The organism is Prauserella endophytica (assembly GCF_005146945.1).
Classification (GTDB): domain Bacteria; phylum Actinomycetota; class Actinomycetes; order Mycobacteriales; family Pseudonocardiaceae; genus Prauserella_A; species Prauserella_A endophytica.
On the sequence record NZ_SWMS01000001.1, the window covers coordinates 395,500 to 409,838 of the forward strand.

Here is a 14,339-nt window from a genome sequence, read left to right on the forward strand (position 1 = left end):
CATGCGATGTGTAGTTGTGCGGCGATCACTTGGCGCTCAACCTAACCGGCGGATTACCACTTTCGCCAGAGGCTGACGCGCATTATTTGGATTAATCGCCGACCGGTTGCGACCGGCGACCGACTCATCTCGCTCGGGGGTACGGACGAGCCGGTCGCCGACCTTGGCGAGAACATCTCGCCGCCTGTGTCCGTTACCGGGCGGGGCTCCCGGTGACGGCGTGCCGGCCAGCCGGCACGGGGACCAGGGCGTGCTTGCCCTTCTGTTGCGGGACCGGCTGTGGTTCAGCCGGCGTGGGGACCGCGTGAGACTGTTGCGCGGCGGCCGGGGCCGCCCGGCGGCGTCCCCTCCGTCGCGTGTCCTGCTGGGGCGCCAGCCCGCCGGCGACCAGGTGCTCGTGAGCCACCTGCCAGACCGTGCAGGGGGCCTTGCACTTGTGCCACCGCGTCGAGCACGTGGGGCAGTCGCCCCGCTCGTCCGGCTCGTGCGAGCGCAACATGGCGCGCCAGCCCTCGGTCAGCCGGGGCAGTTCGGACCGCGCCACGGAGACCAGCGAGGGAGCGTCTGCGCGGCTCGCCAGATCGGAGAGCATGTCGAGGCGTTCCCACACCGCGTTGCGGAGCACCTGTCCGAGGATCTGATCCACCTGGAACTCACCGTCACCTTTCCGCCAGCTTGGCGGCTTCGTTGAGCGCGGCCCGCAGCTGGCCGAGCTGGCCTGCCGTGAGCCGCGCCGTCTCGCCGGGAGGCCCGACGAGCACCACTTCGTCGTCGTCTACGAACACCGTCAGGCAACGCTCACGACTGATCAGGTCGCCGCACTGCACACGCCAAACGAGCTGCCCGCCCTCGTACCTGCGGACAGCGGCGGCGCGGGGGTCTGCCGTCGACGCTGACGACAGCGGCTGGCGCGCCTTCTCGCCGACCGGAGACCGGTGCACGGGCGTCGTGCCGGTCGCAGCACGTCCTGCTGTGATCGAGTGCACGAACTCCACGTTCCTCTCCGCTCTCCCGGCGACAGGCGCGAGCCTGTTCCTCGCTGTGGTAGCTCTCCGTGACTGCGCTGGGTGTTCACCCGGCCACAGAGATCTGCGAACTACATTGCGACGAAAAGAACGCCGAAAGAAGGCTTGGTGGGCGTCATAGCGGCGACCGGCCCGAGTTCCACGTTAAGCGGTCGGGGGACTTCGGCCGGGCCGATCAGGGCGCACAAACAGCGTTTCGCAGGGTTCAATAGGGGTGCTTACGCTGCTTACCGACGCCCGACAGGACTGTGGAGGGCCGCACGTGGACACAGGTGACGCCAAGCAGGGCCGGATCAACCCGAAGCTCTGGGAAGCCCCGGAGATGAGGGATGCCCTCGCGAGCAGAAACATCAGCGAGGTCTACCGCCAGCTGCGCAAACACGGTGTCTCGCAGCGTCAGATCGCCGCCATGACCGGCCAGTCGCAGTCCGAGGTCTCGGAGATCCTCAAGGGACGACAGGTCATGGCCTACGACGTCCTCTCCCGGATCTCCGCAGGCCTGGGCATCCCACGTGGATACATGGGCCTCGCCTACGACGAGGCCACGGAGATTCAGGTCGTCGGCGCGGCCGACGAGCAGCAGGCTGAGGAGGACGAGTCCGTGAAACGGCGGAAGTTCCTCGCGCACGCCGCACAGGTGACGATGGGGGCCGCGGTCTTCGGGCCCGCATCCGACGCCTGGGCGGCGAGTCCCGCAAGGACACCCGCACCTGGGCGGATCGGCATGACCGACGTCCGGCAGGTGGAAGCGGCAACCAGGGCGCTCCGCGCGCTCGACTACCAGTACGGCGGCGGCTTCTGCCGGGACGCCGTCGTCGCCCAGCTGTCCTGGGGACAGCAGATGCTCCAGGCCAGCGGTACCGAACTGGTCAAGTCCCGGCTCTACGTCGCGCTCGCCGACCTGCACAGCCTCGCGGGTTGGACCTCGTTCGACATCGGACTCATCGACTCCGCGCGCGGGCACTTCGCCAACGCGCTGGACCTGGCGAAACAGGGCGAGAACCACCCGCTGGTCGCCAACATCCTGTACCGAATGGGCCGCGTCTACCTGCACCAGGAGGCGCCGAACGACGCGCTCAAGCTGTTCCAGCTGGGGCAGATCGCCGCGCAGGAGTCCGGTTCGGAACTCGCGGTGGCCGTGCTCTGTGCCAACGAGGCGTGGGCCTACGCGATGATGGGCAACGCCGAGCAGGCCATCAAGCTGCTGGGCCGGACGCGGGACGAGTTCGCGCGCGCCGACCTCGCCAACGCCGAGTCGTGGGTGCGGTTCTTCAACGAGACCGATGTCTACGCGATGGTCGGCACCGTCCACACGGCACTCGCGCAGCAGGCGGACACGGCGCACACGAAGTACGCGATCCCCGCCCTGACCAGGGCCATCGGCGACTACGGCGACGACATGGCGCGCAGCCGGACGTTCAACCTGAGCATGCTGGCCACCAACCACATGATCGACGGCGACATCGACCACGGCGCGAAGGTCGGAGGCAAGGCGCTCGACGCGGCCGAGGGCCTCAAGTCGGCCAGGATCGAGCAGCGCATGCGCCCACTGAAGGAGGAAGCGGCGCGGCGCAGCAACAACTCCGACGCTCGCGAACTCGTGGAGCGGATGACCACGTTCTTCGCGTAGACCGGCGCCGAGGATCCTTGAACGGGCGGTTCACCAGGGAGAAGCTGGACCAGGTCCTGCGGCAGACGTGTGCCCGCCTCGGTCTGGACCATCGCGGCGCGACGTTGCTGCGGTTCACCAACAACGCGGTGTACTCCCTGGTGAACGACCCCGTCGTGGTGCGCATCGTCGGATCACGGGCGCTCCGGCACCGGGCCGGCAAGGTGGTGGCCGTCGCCGAGCACTTCGCGCGGCACGAGGTGCCCGCCATCCGGCTCGTCGCAGGTGTTGAGCAGCCGCTGCACATCGACGAGCACGTGGTGACGGTCTGGCAGAAGGTCCCCGGCACCGGGACGCGGGCCACGTCCGCCCAGCTCGCCGTGCTCCTGCGCCAGGTGCACGAGTTGCCGCCGCCGGACGGCGTCGGGCCCTGGCAACCGCTCGCCGACGTGCGTGCGCGGGTGTCCGATGCCGAGGAGCTCGCTCCCGGTGACCGGCGGTTCCTGCTCGAGCGCTGCCGCGAGGTGGAGGCCGAGCTGGCCGAGCTCAAGTTCGTGCTGCCCACGGCGCTCGTGCACGGCGACGCCCATCCGGGCAACGTCATCGTGGGCGACGACGGCCCCGTTCTGTGCGACTTCGACTCCGCGTGCGCGGGCCCGCCCGAATGGGATCTGGTCCCGTTGGCTGTGGGCAGGCAGCGCTTCGGGGACCCCTCGGCCTGGTACCGGGCGCTGGCGCTGACGTACGGCTTCGACGTCACGTCCTGGGAGGGCTTCGGCGTGCTGCGGGCGGCCAGGGAGCTCAAGCTGACCACCAGCGTGCTGCCGATCATGCGCAGCCATCCGGCCGTGCGGCGGGAGCTACGTCGCAGGCTGGAGGACCTCAGGGCGGGCCGACAGCACACCCGGTGGGTGCGGTACCGCTGAACGGGGACGGTTTTTGCTTTCGTTCAACGACAAGATCTGACCGCTCGTCGTTTGCGATTTTCCAGGTTGCGCAGGGTGACAATTTCACCCCGACTGATCACTTCGAACGGTTGACGAGACGCCAACTGGTGCAATTTGCAGCCACACAGCGTCACTAGCTGGGGTTTTCCACCTGCCGTAGCCGCTCCCGCACCTCGCTCGCCTCGGGCCTGCCGAGTTCGGTGTAGATCGGCAGCACCGCCTCGTAGCGCTGCCTGGCCTCGTCCGCACGGCCCGCCGACTCGGCCACCTCCGCGAGCACCTGCATGGCCCTGGCCTCCTCGAACGCCGACCCGCGTTGCCGCATCACCTCGCGCGCCTCGGTGACGTGCTCGGTCGCCTCGGCCGTCCGGCCGTCCAGCGCCAGCGCGCGGGCGAGGTCGATCCCGGCCCTGGCCACGTTGTAGCCGTCGCCCTGCTCGGCCAGCAGTGCCTTGGCCTGTTCGAGCTGTTCGATCGCCTCGCCGGTCCGGCCCAGCCTCGTCAGCGTCACGCCGAGGTTGACCTGTGCGAGCGCGACATCGTGTGGCCGCTTCAGCTCTCGGGAGCGGCGCAGGTCGTCGGTGAACTCGCGGTGCGCGTCCTCGAGCCTGCCCTGCGCCAGCGCGACCAGGCCGAGCCCTTCGACCGACCTGATCCCGGGTACCTGGTCGCCGTCCGGTCGCAGCCTTCGCAGCGCGGCGCTGTAGTGCTCGACGGCCTCGTCGAACCGGCCGGCGCCCCGGCACGCGGCGCCGCACCGGTTGAGCATGATCACCTCGGCGTCCGCGTTGCCCCACTGCTGAGCGCACCGCACGCCGAGCTGGCTCACGGTCAGGAAGTCGCGGTAGTGCTTGCGGAGCAGGAACAGCGGCCACATGGCGTCGCCGAGGTGCCAGGCCAGCTCAGGGTGGTCGAGCTGGGCAGCCGCCTGCATCGCGGCGAAGACGTTGGTGCGCTCGCGCTCCAGCCAGTCGAGTGCCTCGTCCTCGGCGGGCAGCGACGCGGCGTCGGGCCGCCTGCTCGCGTACTCGTAGGGCAGCGGCTCCTGGTCGGGGGTCACGAGATGAGCGGTCGAGCGCGCTGCGCGCAGGTACCACTCGAGGATCCGCAGCTGGGCGTCCCTTCGCTCGTCGCCGCTCTCGTGCTCCTCGGCCTTCTCGACGGCGTGCAGCCGGTACAGGTCGTGGAAGGCGTAGCGGCCGTCCTCCGGCTCGGTGACCATGTTGACCTCGACGAGCTCGTCGAGCAGCCGCCGCGTCGCCGCGACGGAGCCGTTCACGGCGGCTGCGGCCACGCCCTCACTGAACTCGGCGCCCGGGTGCAGCCCCAGCAAGCGGTAGGCCCTCGCGGCCTCCGCCGGCAGCGCCTGGTAGGCGAGATCGAACGACGCCTGCACGGAGTCTCCCTCTTTGCCCGCCGAGAGCACCGAGAGCCGTCGCCGGCCCACGCTCAGCTCGGAGGCAGTCCGTGCCAGCGTCGCCTTCGGCTTGGCCACCAGCCGCCCAGCCACCGAACACAGCGCGATCGGCAGGCCCGCGGTGAGACGGACGATCGTCGTGGCATGTGCACGTTCAGTATCCACGCGATCGACGCCGAGTGTGTCCCGCAAAAGGGTCATGGAATGCTCGGCGCTCAGGGGATCCAGCGCGAGCAGCTCCGCGCCCTCGTCCACGGCGAGACCGCCGAGCGGCCGCCTGCTGGTGACCACGACGAGACTGCCGGGCGCGGCCGGGATCAGCGGCCGCACCTGCGCCTCTGAACCCGCGTTGTCGAGCAGCACCAGCATCGGGACCGACGCGGTGAGCGTGCGGTACAGCCCGCCCTGCTCCTCGACGTCGACGGGTACGCGGCTGCCCGGCACGCCGAGCGCACGCAGGAACTGGCCGAGCACCTCGCCGACGGCGACGGGACCGGTGGGGTCGAACGCGCCGAGGCTCGCCTGCAGCGCGCCGCCGGGGAACTGGTTCTCGATCTCGGTGAGCCAGTGCAGCGCGAGGGCCGTCTTGCCGATCCCGCCGGGGCCGCTGATCACCTGGACCACGGTGTGGCCGCCCGCCGAGGCTAGCGCGTCCTGCAGGCGCTGGAGCTCCTCGGCGCGGTTGGTGAACCGCGCCGGTGGCCGCTTGAGCTGGCGCGGCACGATCGAATCGGTGCCTCTCGGGGCGGTCGCTTCAGAGCTTCCTCGCTGCCGTGGCAAGGACCGGTCGATCGTCACGCGTACTCCTCCGAAGGCACACTTCGCCGTGCGCGATCATCGCCCAGAGTGCGGGTGTGGATACGCGAAAGAGAGCAAATTGGGCTGAACGGCGCAGCAGGTGAGACCGCCCGGCCTAGGCGACCGGCGCGCGGGTCAGCACCACCGCGAAGCCGAAGGCGAGCCCCATCACGATCAGCTCGAGCGTCGCCCACGTCGCGAGCGCCGTGCGCTGGTGCCGCATGATCTTCGGCAGCAGCCGGAAGCGCAGGTACGCGCCGAAGCAGCCGATGGCTGCCGTGCACGCGAGCTTGAGCAGCACGAGCTGGCCGTACGGCGTGGTGAACAGCGCGGTCCAGAGGTCCATCGTCGGGTTGAGGTTGAGCTCGACCAGGCCGTTGAACAGCCCGGTCGCCGCCGAGATCGCCAGGCACAGCGTCGCGAGCTTGGAGAACCGGGGCAGGGCGTACGCGAGCAGCGTGCGGTTGCCGACGAGCAGCGTCGCCATCGCGCCGAGCCCGCCCGTCCAGGCGACGGCGCTCATGACGTGCAGCTCCATCGAGATCATCGTGTAGTCGTGGAACGACCAGTTCGAGGCGTGCCCGGTGACCGGAAGGGGCAGCAGCGCGAACAAGCCGAGCCCCACGCGGACCTCGGCGGGCACCTTCTCGCCGTGGCGAACGGCCAGCACGTTCAGCGCCATGAGCCCCAGTGCGAGCACGGCGACGATCAGCAGCGCCTTGCCGGCCCCGACCGCGCCGACGTATTCGGCGATGTCACCGAAGCCGACCGTGCCGGCCGCGGGCCGGTACTCGGCGGTCTGCAGCACGAGGGTGACGAGCGCGGTGACCGCCCACGCCAGGGACGCCGCGACCGCGGCCGGGCGGGCGCGGCGGAGCACCGGTTCGGTGAGCTTGGGCCGGTCGTAGCCCACGAGCACCGACAGCAGGGCCAGTCCGATGGCGGTGACCGCCGAGATGTCGAGCAGCACCCGCACGATCGGGATGCCGACCGAGACCACCTCGCTGACCTCGGTGATGCCGCTGACCGGCGAGGTCGCCGTGAGCGCGATGCCGATGAGCACACCGGCGAGCGCCGAGGCGAGCACGCCGAGCAGGACGCCGGCCGTGGCGGGCGAGGTGGTCTCGGCCCTGGTCATGACTACTTCTTCTCCGGTGCGCGGCCCATGCGCAGCGCGACCGTCACCCCGGCAACGAGGAGCGCCGCGGCGAGCACGATCCACACCCACACCGGCACCCCGGACGACGAGTCGGCGGCCTCGCTCTGGTTCGCCTGCGTCTGCGGCGTGTCCGGTGCCGCGGCCACCGAGGACGGAGGCTGCGGGCCGCCCGTGCCCTGACCCGCCTGCGTGAGGGTGAACCGGATCTCCTCGGAGACCGGGTGCCCGTCTGCGGACAGGATGCGGTAGCCGATCACGTACTCACCGGCGGGGCCGAGCGGGCGCACCGGTGCGGTCACGACGTTGCGCTCGACCCGCACCGTGCCCTCGGCGTACTGACCGCCGTCCGGCCCGGTGACCGCGACCTCGTTGACGTCGCCCTCCTGCACGGCCTGGTCGAAGGTCAGCGTGATCGTGCTCGGCGCGCTCTCGACCTGCGCGCCCTCGGCCGGGTCGGACGAGATGAGCGTGTTGTGCGCGGCCGCGGCCCCGGCGCCGCCGAACAGCGCCAGCACCGCGATGCCCGCGACGACCAGTGCCCGCCTCATGACCGGCCCTGCTTCCGCGCTCGCAGGGTCGCGCCCACGCCGAAGCCGACGCCGAGAGCGCCGACGGCGAGGCCGGCGCCGCCGAGCCAGCGCGCCGTGGTGTCGGTGCTCGCCGCCGCCTGGGTGTCCTCGGCGGCCTCGGACTCGGTACTGGCGTGCTCTGCGCTGCCGCCGTGCCCGTGCCCGTCACCGGAGGGTTCGGCCAGCTCGACCGTGGGCGCGGGGTGCTCGGGCTCCTCGTCGCCCTTGGCCTCCTGGTTCCAGTTGGCGACGCTGCCGTCGGAGTAGGTCTGCGCCGCGGGCAGCACGAGCGTGTCCACGTCCTCGGGCAGCGGACCCGCCGTGAAGGCGAACTCCTGGTAGGACGTGGTGCCCGCCGGGATCTCGTTGCCCGGCTGCGCGGTCCACGTGATCTTGCTGACCACGTCGTTCTTGGTGACCTCCGCATTCCAGCCCGGTACGGGTTTGGTGCGGGCGGAGCTGATCGCGTACTCGGCGGGGATGGTCACCTCGAGCTTGACCGTGCCCGCCTGCGCCTCTTCGTTGGGCACGCGCAGCACGATCGCGCCGTAGCCGCCCTTCTCCGGCTGGCTGCCGTAGACGTCGGCGGTGACGTGCGCCGAGGCGATCCCGGCCGTCGCGAGCCCGGTCGCGCCGAGAGTGGCCGAGGCCACGAGCGCACGCCGAAAGAATCGATGTGTCGACATATAGGGGTTCTCTCCTGAACGAATTCGGATCCTGGGAAAGGCGAAGCAGGTGTTCAGGAGAGAGCCGGAGGGCCGCGCCTGCCGTGGACACGGCGCAGCAGCACGTCGACTAACTGCGTGCCACCAGCGGGCCGGACGGTGGCGCGAGCCACTGTGGCGGAAGGCACCGGTGCCGGCGACCACACCCTCGGCAGCAGCAGGCGCAGCGTGGCGACGGCCACGAGCAGCATCGACTCGGCGTGGGCCAGCAGCAGCGCCGTGCCAACGGTCGCGAGCGCATGGGTCAGCGTCATGCCCGCGCCACTGGCCGCGTGGCCGGAGAGCTCGGTGAGCACCAGGTGCATCACCAGCTGGGCGCTGCCGAGCACGAACAGGATGCCGGGCAGGCCACGGGTGCGGTCGGCCGCCGCTGTGGACACCCAGCCGATCAGCACGCTCAGCAACACCGTTGTGGCGGGGTGCGGCAGGTCACCATCGGCGAGACCGTGCGCACTCGTGGTGAGCGCGGCCGACGAGATCGCGAGCAGGACGCCGCGCGCGAACCGTAACGCGCTGCGAGAATGCCTGGATCTGCTCACTCGCCTAGGGTATTGGAGGGCGGAACGGGGCCCACGCCACTACCCGCCGCTCTATTCCGATTGTCGAAACTTCGCAACATTCCGCGCGTCCTCAGTTGCTGATTTCCGCTGGATAGGCAACGGTATGTCCACATCGGCGGCCGGGGTTCTGCCCCATACGTGATTGTGGAACGCCCCCAGGGGCCTAGGGTGTTAACCCGAACGGGTTAACGGCTATGAAAGGAGGCCGCGCCTCCTCGAGGCGCGTGCATATGTCTGAACAGTCTGAAGAAGACAGGTTGGCGGCACGGACGGTGGTGGACGACGGCGACCGGGCCAACGCACCGGAGGAGACCGGCGTCGCCGCCGGGCCCGGCCCAGACGAGCACGTGCCTCCAGTCGTCGCGGCGGACCGACCCGCCGAGACCGACCGCACGGTGTTCGGCATCGCCGCGGTGCTCGCCCTCGCGATCGTCGGCTGGGGCATCGCCTCGCCGAGCAGTCTCGCCTCGGTGACCGACACCCTGCTCAACAAAGCCGTGATCCCCTACGGCGGCTGGGCCTTCGTGCTCACCGCGTCCGGGTTCGTCGTCTTCGCCGTGTGTCTGGCCATAAGCCGTTACGGCCGGATCAAGCTCGGCCAGGACAAGGAGAAGCCCGAGTTCCGCACGGCGTCGTGGATCGCCATGATGTTCAGCGCCGGTATGGGCATCGGGCTGATGTTCTTCGGCGTGTACGAGCCGGTCTCGCACCTGGCCAGCCCGCCCCCGGGCAGCGCGGTGCCGAACTCCGACGAGGCCGTGCACACCGCGATGGCCACGACGCTGTTCCACTGGACCGTCCACCCGTGGGCGATCTACGCCGTCGTGGGTCTCGCGATCGCCTACAGCACGTTCCGCCGCGGCCGCAGCCAGCTGATCAGCGCCGTGTTCGAGCCGCTGATCGGCAAGCGGCGCAGCGAGGGTCCGCTCGGCAAGGCCATCGACGTGATGGCGATCTTCGCCACCCTGTTCGGCTCCGCCGCGTCGCTCGGCCTCGGCGCACTGCAGGTGGGCGGTGGCATGGCCGCCGTCGACTGGATCGACAACCCCGGCACGGGCCTGCTCGTCGGCATCATCGCCGTGCTCACCGTGGCGTTCATCGCCTCCGCTGTCTCCGGTGTCGCCAAGGGCATCCAGTGGCTGTCCAACATCAACATGGTGCTGGCTGCCGTGCTCGCCCTGTTCGTGCTGGTGGTCGGCCCGACGGTGCTGATCCTCAACCTCGTGCCGAACGCGATCGGCGACTACTTCCGCGAACTCGCCGAGATGTCCGGCCGCTCCGGCGTCACCGGCGGCGAGGAGATGCAGACCTGGCTCGGCGGCTGGACCGTCTTCTACTGGGCCTGGTGGATCTCCTGGACGCCCTTCGTCGGCATGTTCATCGCCCGCATCTCGCGTGGCCGCACCATCAGGCAGTTCATCATCGGTGTCATCGCGGTGCCGAGCGTCGTCAGCCTGATCTGGTTCGCGATCTTCGGTGGGGCCGCGATCGACCAGCAGCGCAACGGCGTCGACATCGCGGGCGCAGGCGGTGAGGAGGCCGCGACGTTCGAACTGCTGCAGCACCTGCCGTGGTTCGTGCCGATCGCCGTGGTCGTGATGCTCCTCGTGTCGATCTTCTTCGTGTCCGGGGCCGATGCAGCGTCGGTGGTCATGGGCACGCTGTCGCAGAAGGGCACCGTGGAGCCGAAGAAGAACGTGGTGATCTTCTGGGGTGTGCTCACCGGTGCGGTGGCCGCCGTGATGCTCCTCGTCGGCGGGGACAGCGCGCTCACGGGTCTGCAATACCTGACGATCCTCGTCGCCGTTCCGTTCGTGATCGTGATGCTGGGTCTGTGTATCTCGGTGTATCGGGACCTCCGGCACGACCCGCTGATGATCAAGGAGGACGAGATGATGCGTTCGCTCGAGGCCATCCACGCCGAGCGGACGGATGAGGAGAAGCGGAAGCGCCGTCCGTTCCGGAGCCGCAGGCCGTGAATCTCCTCGACTACGTAGCCGACCGGTGGGATCGGCTGTCCCTGCAAGCGTGGCTGCACGTCAGCGAAGTCGTGCAGTCCACGCTCATCGCCGCGGTCATCGGCGTGCTGATCGGCGTCGCGGTGTACCGCAGCCCGATCGGCTCTGCCGTGGCCACAGCACTGGCCAGCACGATCCTCACCATCCCGTCGTTCGCGCTGCTCGGCCTGCTCATCCCCGTCTTCGGGCTGGGTGCGCTGCCGACCGTGATCGCGCTCGTGCTGTACGCGCTGCTGCCGATCACCCGCAACACGATCGTCGGCCTCGCCGGCGTGGACCCGGCCGTTACCGATGCCGCCAAGGGCATCGGGATGAGCCGGACCGCCGTGCTGACGAGGGTCGAGCTGCGACTCGCCTGGCCGGCGATCCTTGCCGGGATGCGCGTGTCCACTCAGATGCTGATGGGCATCGCGGTGATCGCCGCATACGCCAAGGGTCCCGGCCTGGGCAGCGAGGTCTTCTCCGGCCTGACGCGGGCCGGCAGCGCCAACGCGACCAACCAGGCGCTCGCGGGCACGCTCGGTGTCGTCATCCTCGCCCTGCTGCTCGAGGGCGTCTATTTCCTCATCGCTCGCTTCACCATCTCGAGGGGTATCCGTGGCTGAGAACGTCAGTGGCGTCGAGATCCAGCTGGAGAACGTCACCAAGCGCTACCCGGGCACCCGGGAGCCCGCGGTGAAGGACTTCACCATGACGATCCCGGCCGGCAAGATCGTGATCCTCGTTGGCCCCTCGGGCTGCGGCAAGACCACGACCATGCGAATGATCAACCGCCTGATCGAGCCCAGCTCGGGCCGGATCACCATCGGCGGGGAGGACGCGCTCAAGCTCAACGGCGACGCCCTGCGCCGCAAGGTGGGCTACGCGATCCAGCAGGCGGGGCTGTTCCCGCACTTCACCGTGGCGCAGAACATCGCGGTGGTGCCGGGCCTGCTCGACTGGGACAAGAAGCAGATCTCCGAACGGGTCGACGAGATGATGGACCTCGTCGGACTCGACCCCGCCGTGTACCGCGACCGGTACCCGCGCCAGCTCTCCGGTGGGCAGCAGCAGCGCGTCGGTGTGGCGAGGGCGCTCGCGGCCGACCCGCCGGTGCTGCTGATGGACGAGCCGTTCGGCGCGGTCGACCCCATCACGCGCGGCAACCTGCAGGACGAGTTGCTGCGCCTGCAGCTGGAGCTGCGCAAGACGATCGTGTTCGTCACCCACGACTTCGACGAGGCCGTGAAGCTCGGCGACAAGATCGCCGTCCTCGGTGACCAGTCGACGATCCAGCAGTACGACACCCCCGAGGCGATCCTCGCCAACCCGGCCAACGACATGGTGGCCGGTTTCGTAGGGGCAGGCGCCTCGCTCAAGCAGCTCACGCTGCTGCGCGTGCGTGACGTCGACTACCACGACGACGCGCTCACGGTCGTCGCGCCGGACAGCTCGCCGTCGGACCTGCGCAGGCAGATGACCGAGAAGGGCAAGACCTACGCGCTGGTGCTCGACGCGCGGAAACGCCCGCAGCGCTGGGTGCACGTTCGCGACCTGTCGACGGCGAGCACGCTGGCGAGCGTCGGCAGGCCGGTCGGCGACATGGTGAGCACCCAGTCCACGTTGCAGGACGCGCTCGAGGCGATCCTGTCCGAGGGCGGCAACGCGGTGGTCACGGGCTCGCGCGGTGAATACGTCGGCACCATCGACATCACGACGGTGACCGACACCATCCAGCAGCTGCGCGAGGAGCACGACGCCGGGAGCGCGGCCTCGTGAGCAGTACCACCGAGATCCAGGGCTTCTCCACCGAGTCCGGCTCGCGCCGGGCCGATCGGGTGCGGCTGTTCGCGCAGCCCGTAGCGGTCGTGGTGATCGTCGGCCTCGTGCTGGTGTGGGCGTTCACGCGCTCCAACGACAGCATCGAGGCCGAGTCGATCCAGGCGGGCGTGCTGCTCGACAAGACGTGGGAGCACGTGCTGATCACGCTCGTCGTCGCCGCGATCGTCGTCGGCATCGGCGTGCCGCTCGGCATGGTGCTCACGCGGTCGTGGGCCAGGCCCGTCGCGCCGCTCTTCATCGCCATCGCCAACATCGGGCAGGCCGCGCCCGCGCTCGGTGTGCTGGTGCTGTTCTTCCTGTGGACGGAGTGGGACGGCCTTTGGGCCGCCGCGCTGCCGATCGCCTTCTACTCGCTGCTTCCGGTGCTGCGCAACACCATCGTCGGCATCCAGTCGGTGGACCCCGCGCTCGTCGACGCCGGCAAGGGCATCGGCATGTCGTCCTCCGGGGTGCTGTTCCGCATCGAGGTGCCGCTGGCGGTCCCGCTGATCCTCGCCGGTCTGCGGACGTCGCTGGTGCTCGCCGTCGGCACGGCCACACTGGCGTTCTTCGTCAACGGCGGCGGGCTCGGCGAGCTCGTCGACACCGGCTACAAGCTCAACCGGGTCTCGGTGCTCGTCGTCGGCGCGGTGCTCGCGGTCGGCCTTGCGCTGCTGGTCGACTGGGTCGGCGCCCTGTTGGAGGAGTACCTGGGACCGAAGGGACTGACATGAGGCGCAAGCTGCGCGCGGTCCTCGGTGCCGCGCTGCTGATGGCCACCACCTCGGCGTGCGGGCTCACCGTCAACGCCGCGCTGCCGTTCGACGTGCAGCCGGGCTCCATCCGGCCGGTGCCGGAGCTGGAGGGCGTCGACGTCACAGTGGGGTCCAAGGACTTCACCGAGCAGATCATCCTCGGCTACATCGCCGAGCTCGCGCTGGAGGCGGCAGGGGCCAACGCCATCGACCTGACGAACATCAACGGCTCCAACAGCTCCCGGTACGCCCTCATCGACGGGCAGATCGACCTGCAGTGGGAGTACACGGGCACGGGCTGGCTCTCCTACCTCGGCTACGACAAGCCGTTGCCGGAGGAGGACGCGCAGTACGAGGCGGTGCGCAAGGCCGACCTGGAGCAGAACGGCATCGTGTGGCTGCCGTACTCGGAGGTCAACAACACCTACGCCTTCGCGACCACCGAGGCCTTCGCGCAGAAGCACAACCTGAAGACCACGACGGACATGACGAACTTCCTGAAGGAGAACCCGCAGGAGGGCGTCTTCTGCGTGGAGACGGAGTTCGCGAGCAGGCCCGACGGCATGCCCGGCGTGCAGAAGACGTACGGCTTCGACGTCACGACCACGAAGACGTTCGGCACCGGGGCGATCTACAGCGCCATCGCGGGCGGCACGTGCAAGTTCGGTGAGGTCTTCACCACCGACGGCCGGATCGCGGGGCTGAACCTGCGGGTGCTGCAGGACGACAAGAAGTTCTTCCCGCAGTACAACGCGTCCGTCACGTTGCGCAAGGAGTTCCTCGACCAGTACCCGCAGATCGCGGACGTGATGGCGCCGGTCACCGAGGCGCTGAACAACGACGAGATCATCGAGCTCAACAAGCGGGTCGACGTGGACGGGGAGGACCCGGCGAAGGTCGCCCGCGACTGGATGATCGAGAAGGGCTTCATCAACTGAGCGATCTCTGGAATCATGG

14 protein-coding genes are annotated in these 14,339 nt (G+C 69.5%); 7 read left to right on the top strand and 7 right to left on the bottom strand.

What is annotated here, in order from left to right; genetic code table 11:
• Positions 1 to 193: 193 nt before the first annotated feature.
• Both FCN18_RS02040 and FCN18_RS02045 read right to left on the bottom strand, forming a co-directional pair.
• On the bottom strand, positions 194 to 646 hold the full coding sequence (locus FCN18_RS02040; RefSeq protein ID WP_110334385.1) for a hypothetical protein: 453 nt from the start codon (positions 644 to 646) through the stop codon (positions 194 to 196).
• A 13-nt stretch (positions 647 to 659) separates the two neighbouring features.
• Complete coding sequence (locus FCN18_RS02045; RefSeq protein WP_112265972.1) at positions 660 to 995, bottom strand: hypothetical protein; 336 nt, start codon at positions 993 to 995, stop codon at positions 660 to 662.
• A gap of 352 nt (positions 996 to 1,347) precedes the next feature.
• Between FCN18_RS02045 and FCN18_RS02050 the strand changes: the two genes are divergently transcribed.
• Together FCN18_RS02050 and FCN18_RS02055 are read left to right on the top strand one after the other, a co-directional pair.
• Complete coding sequence (locus tag FCN18_RS02050) at positions 1,348 to 2,655, top strand: helix-turn-helix transcriptional regulator (RefSeq protein WP_228713629.1); 1,308 nt, start codon at positions 1,348 to 1,350, stop codon at positions 2,653 to 2,655.
• Positions 2,656 to 2,672: 17 nt separating this feature from the next.
• Positions 2,673 to 3,560, top strand: a complete 888-nt coding sequence (locus FCN18_RS02055; protein ID WP_113642760.1) for a phosphotransferase family protein — start codon at positions 2,673 to 2,675, stop codon at positions 3,558 to 3,560.
• Positions 3,561 to 3,714: 154 nt separating this feature from the next.
• Here the strand turns inward: FCN18_RS02055 and FCN18_RS02060 are convergent, their stop codons facing one another.
• The 5 genes from FCN18_RS02060 to FCN18_RS02080 all read right to left on the bottom strand — a co-directional run bounded on the left by FCN18_RS02060 (position 3,715) and on the right by FCN18_RS02080 (position 8,788).
• Complete coding sequence (locus tag FCN18_RS02060) at positions 3,715 to 5,796, bottom strand: tetratricopeptide repeat protein (protein ID WP_228713575.1); 2,082 nt, start codon at positions 5,794 to 5,796, stop codon at positions 3,715 to 3,717.
• Between the two features lie 115 nt (positions 5,797 to 5,911).
• Positions 5,912 to 6,934, bottom strand: coding sequence for a copper resistance D family protein (locus FCN18_RS02065; protein ID WP_112265978.1), 1,023 nt, complete (start codon positions 6,932 to 6,934; stop codon positions 5,912 to 5,914).
• 2 nt (positions 6,935 to 6,936) lie between these two features.
• The gene (locus tag FCN18_RS02070) at positions 6,937 to 7,503 is read right to left on the bottom strand and encodes a copper resistance CopC family protein (protein ID WP_137092955.1); all 567 of its coding nucleotides are present in this window, start codon (positions 7,501 to 7,503) and stop codon (positions 6,937 to 6,939) included.
• The gene (locus tag FCN18_RS02075; protein ID WP_113642758.1) at positions 7,500 to 8,210 is read right to left on the bottom strand and encodes a YcnI family copper-binding membrane protein; all 711 of its coding nucleotides are present in this window, start codon (positions 8,208 to 8,210) and stop codon (positions 7,500 to 7,502) included. Before FCN18_RS02075 ends, FCN18_RS02070 begins: the two co-directional genes overlap by 4 nt.
• A gap of 53 nt (positions 8,211 to 8,263) precedes the next feature.
• Positions 8,264 to 8,788, bottom strand: a complete 525-nt coding sequence (locus FCN18_RS02080) for a hypothetical protein (RefSeq protein WP_228713577.1) — start codon at positions 8,786 to 8,788, stop codon at positions 8,264 to 8,266.
• A 251-nt stretch (positions 8,789 to 9,039) separates the two neighbouring features.
• On the opposite strand from FCN18_RS02080, the gene FCN18_RS02085 reads away from it, so the two are divergent.
• Genes FCN18_RS02085 through FCN18_RS02105 form a run of 5 tightly spaced genes read left to right on the top strand, consistent with a single transcriptional unit; the run spans position 9,040 to position 14,320 of the window.
• A complete protein-coding gene (locus FCN18_RS02085; RefSeq protein ID WP_112265984.1) occupies positions 9,040 to 10,788 on the top strand; it encodes a BCCT family transporter in 1,749 nt (582 codons plus the stop codon).
• Complete coding sequence (locus FCN18_RS02090) at positions 10,785 to 11,432, top strand: ABC transporter permease (RefSeq protein WP_110334393.1); 648 nt, start codon at positions 10,785 to 10,787, stop codon at positions 11,430 to 11,432. The genes FCN18_RS02085 and FCN18_RS02090 overlap by 4 nt, the downstream gene beginning before the upstream one ends.
• Positions 11,425 to 12,585, top strand: coding sequence for an ABC transporter ATP-binding protein (locus FCN18_RS02095; protein WP_137092957.1), 1,161 nt, complete (start codon positions 11,425 to 11,427; stop codon positions 12,583 to 12,585). The genes FCN18_RS02090 and FCN18_RS02095 overlap by 8 nt, the downstream gene beginning before the upstream one ends.
• Positions 12,582 to 13,361: an ABC transporter permease gene (locus FCN18_RS02100; protein WP_112265989.1), complete on the top strand. Its 780-nt coding sequence runs from the start codon at positions 12,582 to 12,584 to the stop codon at positions 13,359 to 13,361. The genes FCN18_RS02095 and FCN18_RS02100 overlap by 4 nt, the downstream gene beginning before the upstream one ends.
• The gene (locus tag FCN18_RS02105) at positions 13,358 to 14,320 is read left to right on the top strand and encodes a glycine betaine ABC transporter substrate-binding protein (RefSeq protein WP_112265991.1); all 963 of its coding nucleotides are present in this window, start codon (positions 13,358 to 13,360) and stop codon (positions 14,318 to 14,320) included. Before FCN18_RS02100 ends, FCN18_RS02105 begins: the two co-directional genes overlap by 4 nt.
• The last annotated feature ends 19 nt before the right edge of the window (positions 14,321 to 14,339 follow it).

Coding starts and splice junctions, on each gene's coding strand:
- FCN18_RS02050 (WP_228713629.1), top strand. CDS start 1,348: ATGAGGGATGCCCTCGCGAGCAGAAACATCAGCGAGGTCTACCGCCAG.
- FCN18_RS02065 (WP_112265978.1), bottom strand. CDS start 6,934: ATGACCAGGGCCGAGACCACCTCGCCCGCCACGGCCGGCGTCCTGCTC.
- FCN18_RS02070 (WP_137092955.1), bottom strand. CDS start 7,503: ATGAGGCGGGCACTGGTCGTCGCGGGCATCGCGGTGCTGGCGCTGTTC.
- FCN18_RS02075 (WP_113642758.1), bottom strand. CDS start 8,210: ATGTCGACACATCGATTCTTTCGGCGTGCGCTCGTGGCCTCGGCCACT.
- FCN18_RS02085 (WP_112265984.1), top strand. CDS start 9,040: ATGTCTGAACAGTCTGAAGAAGACAGGTTGGCGGCACGGACGGTGGTG.
- FCN18_RS02105 (WP_112265991.1), top strand. CDS start 13,358: ATGAGGCGCAAGCTGCGCGCGGTCCTCGGTGCCGCGCTGCTGATGGCC.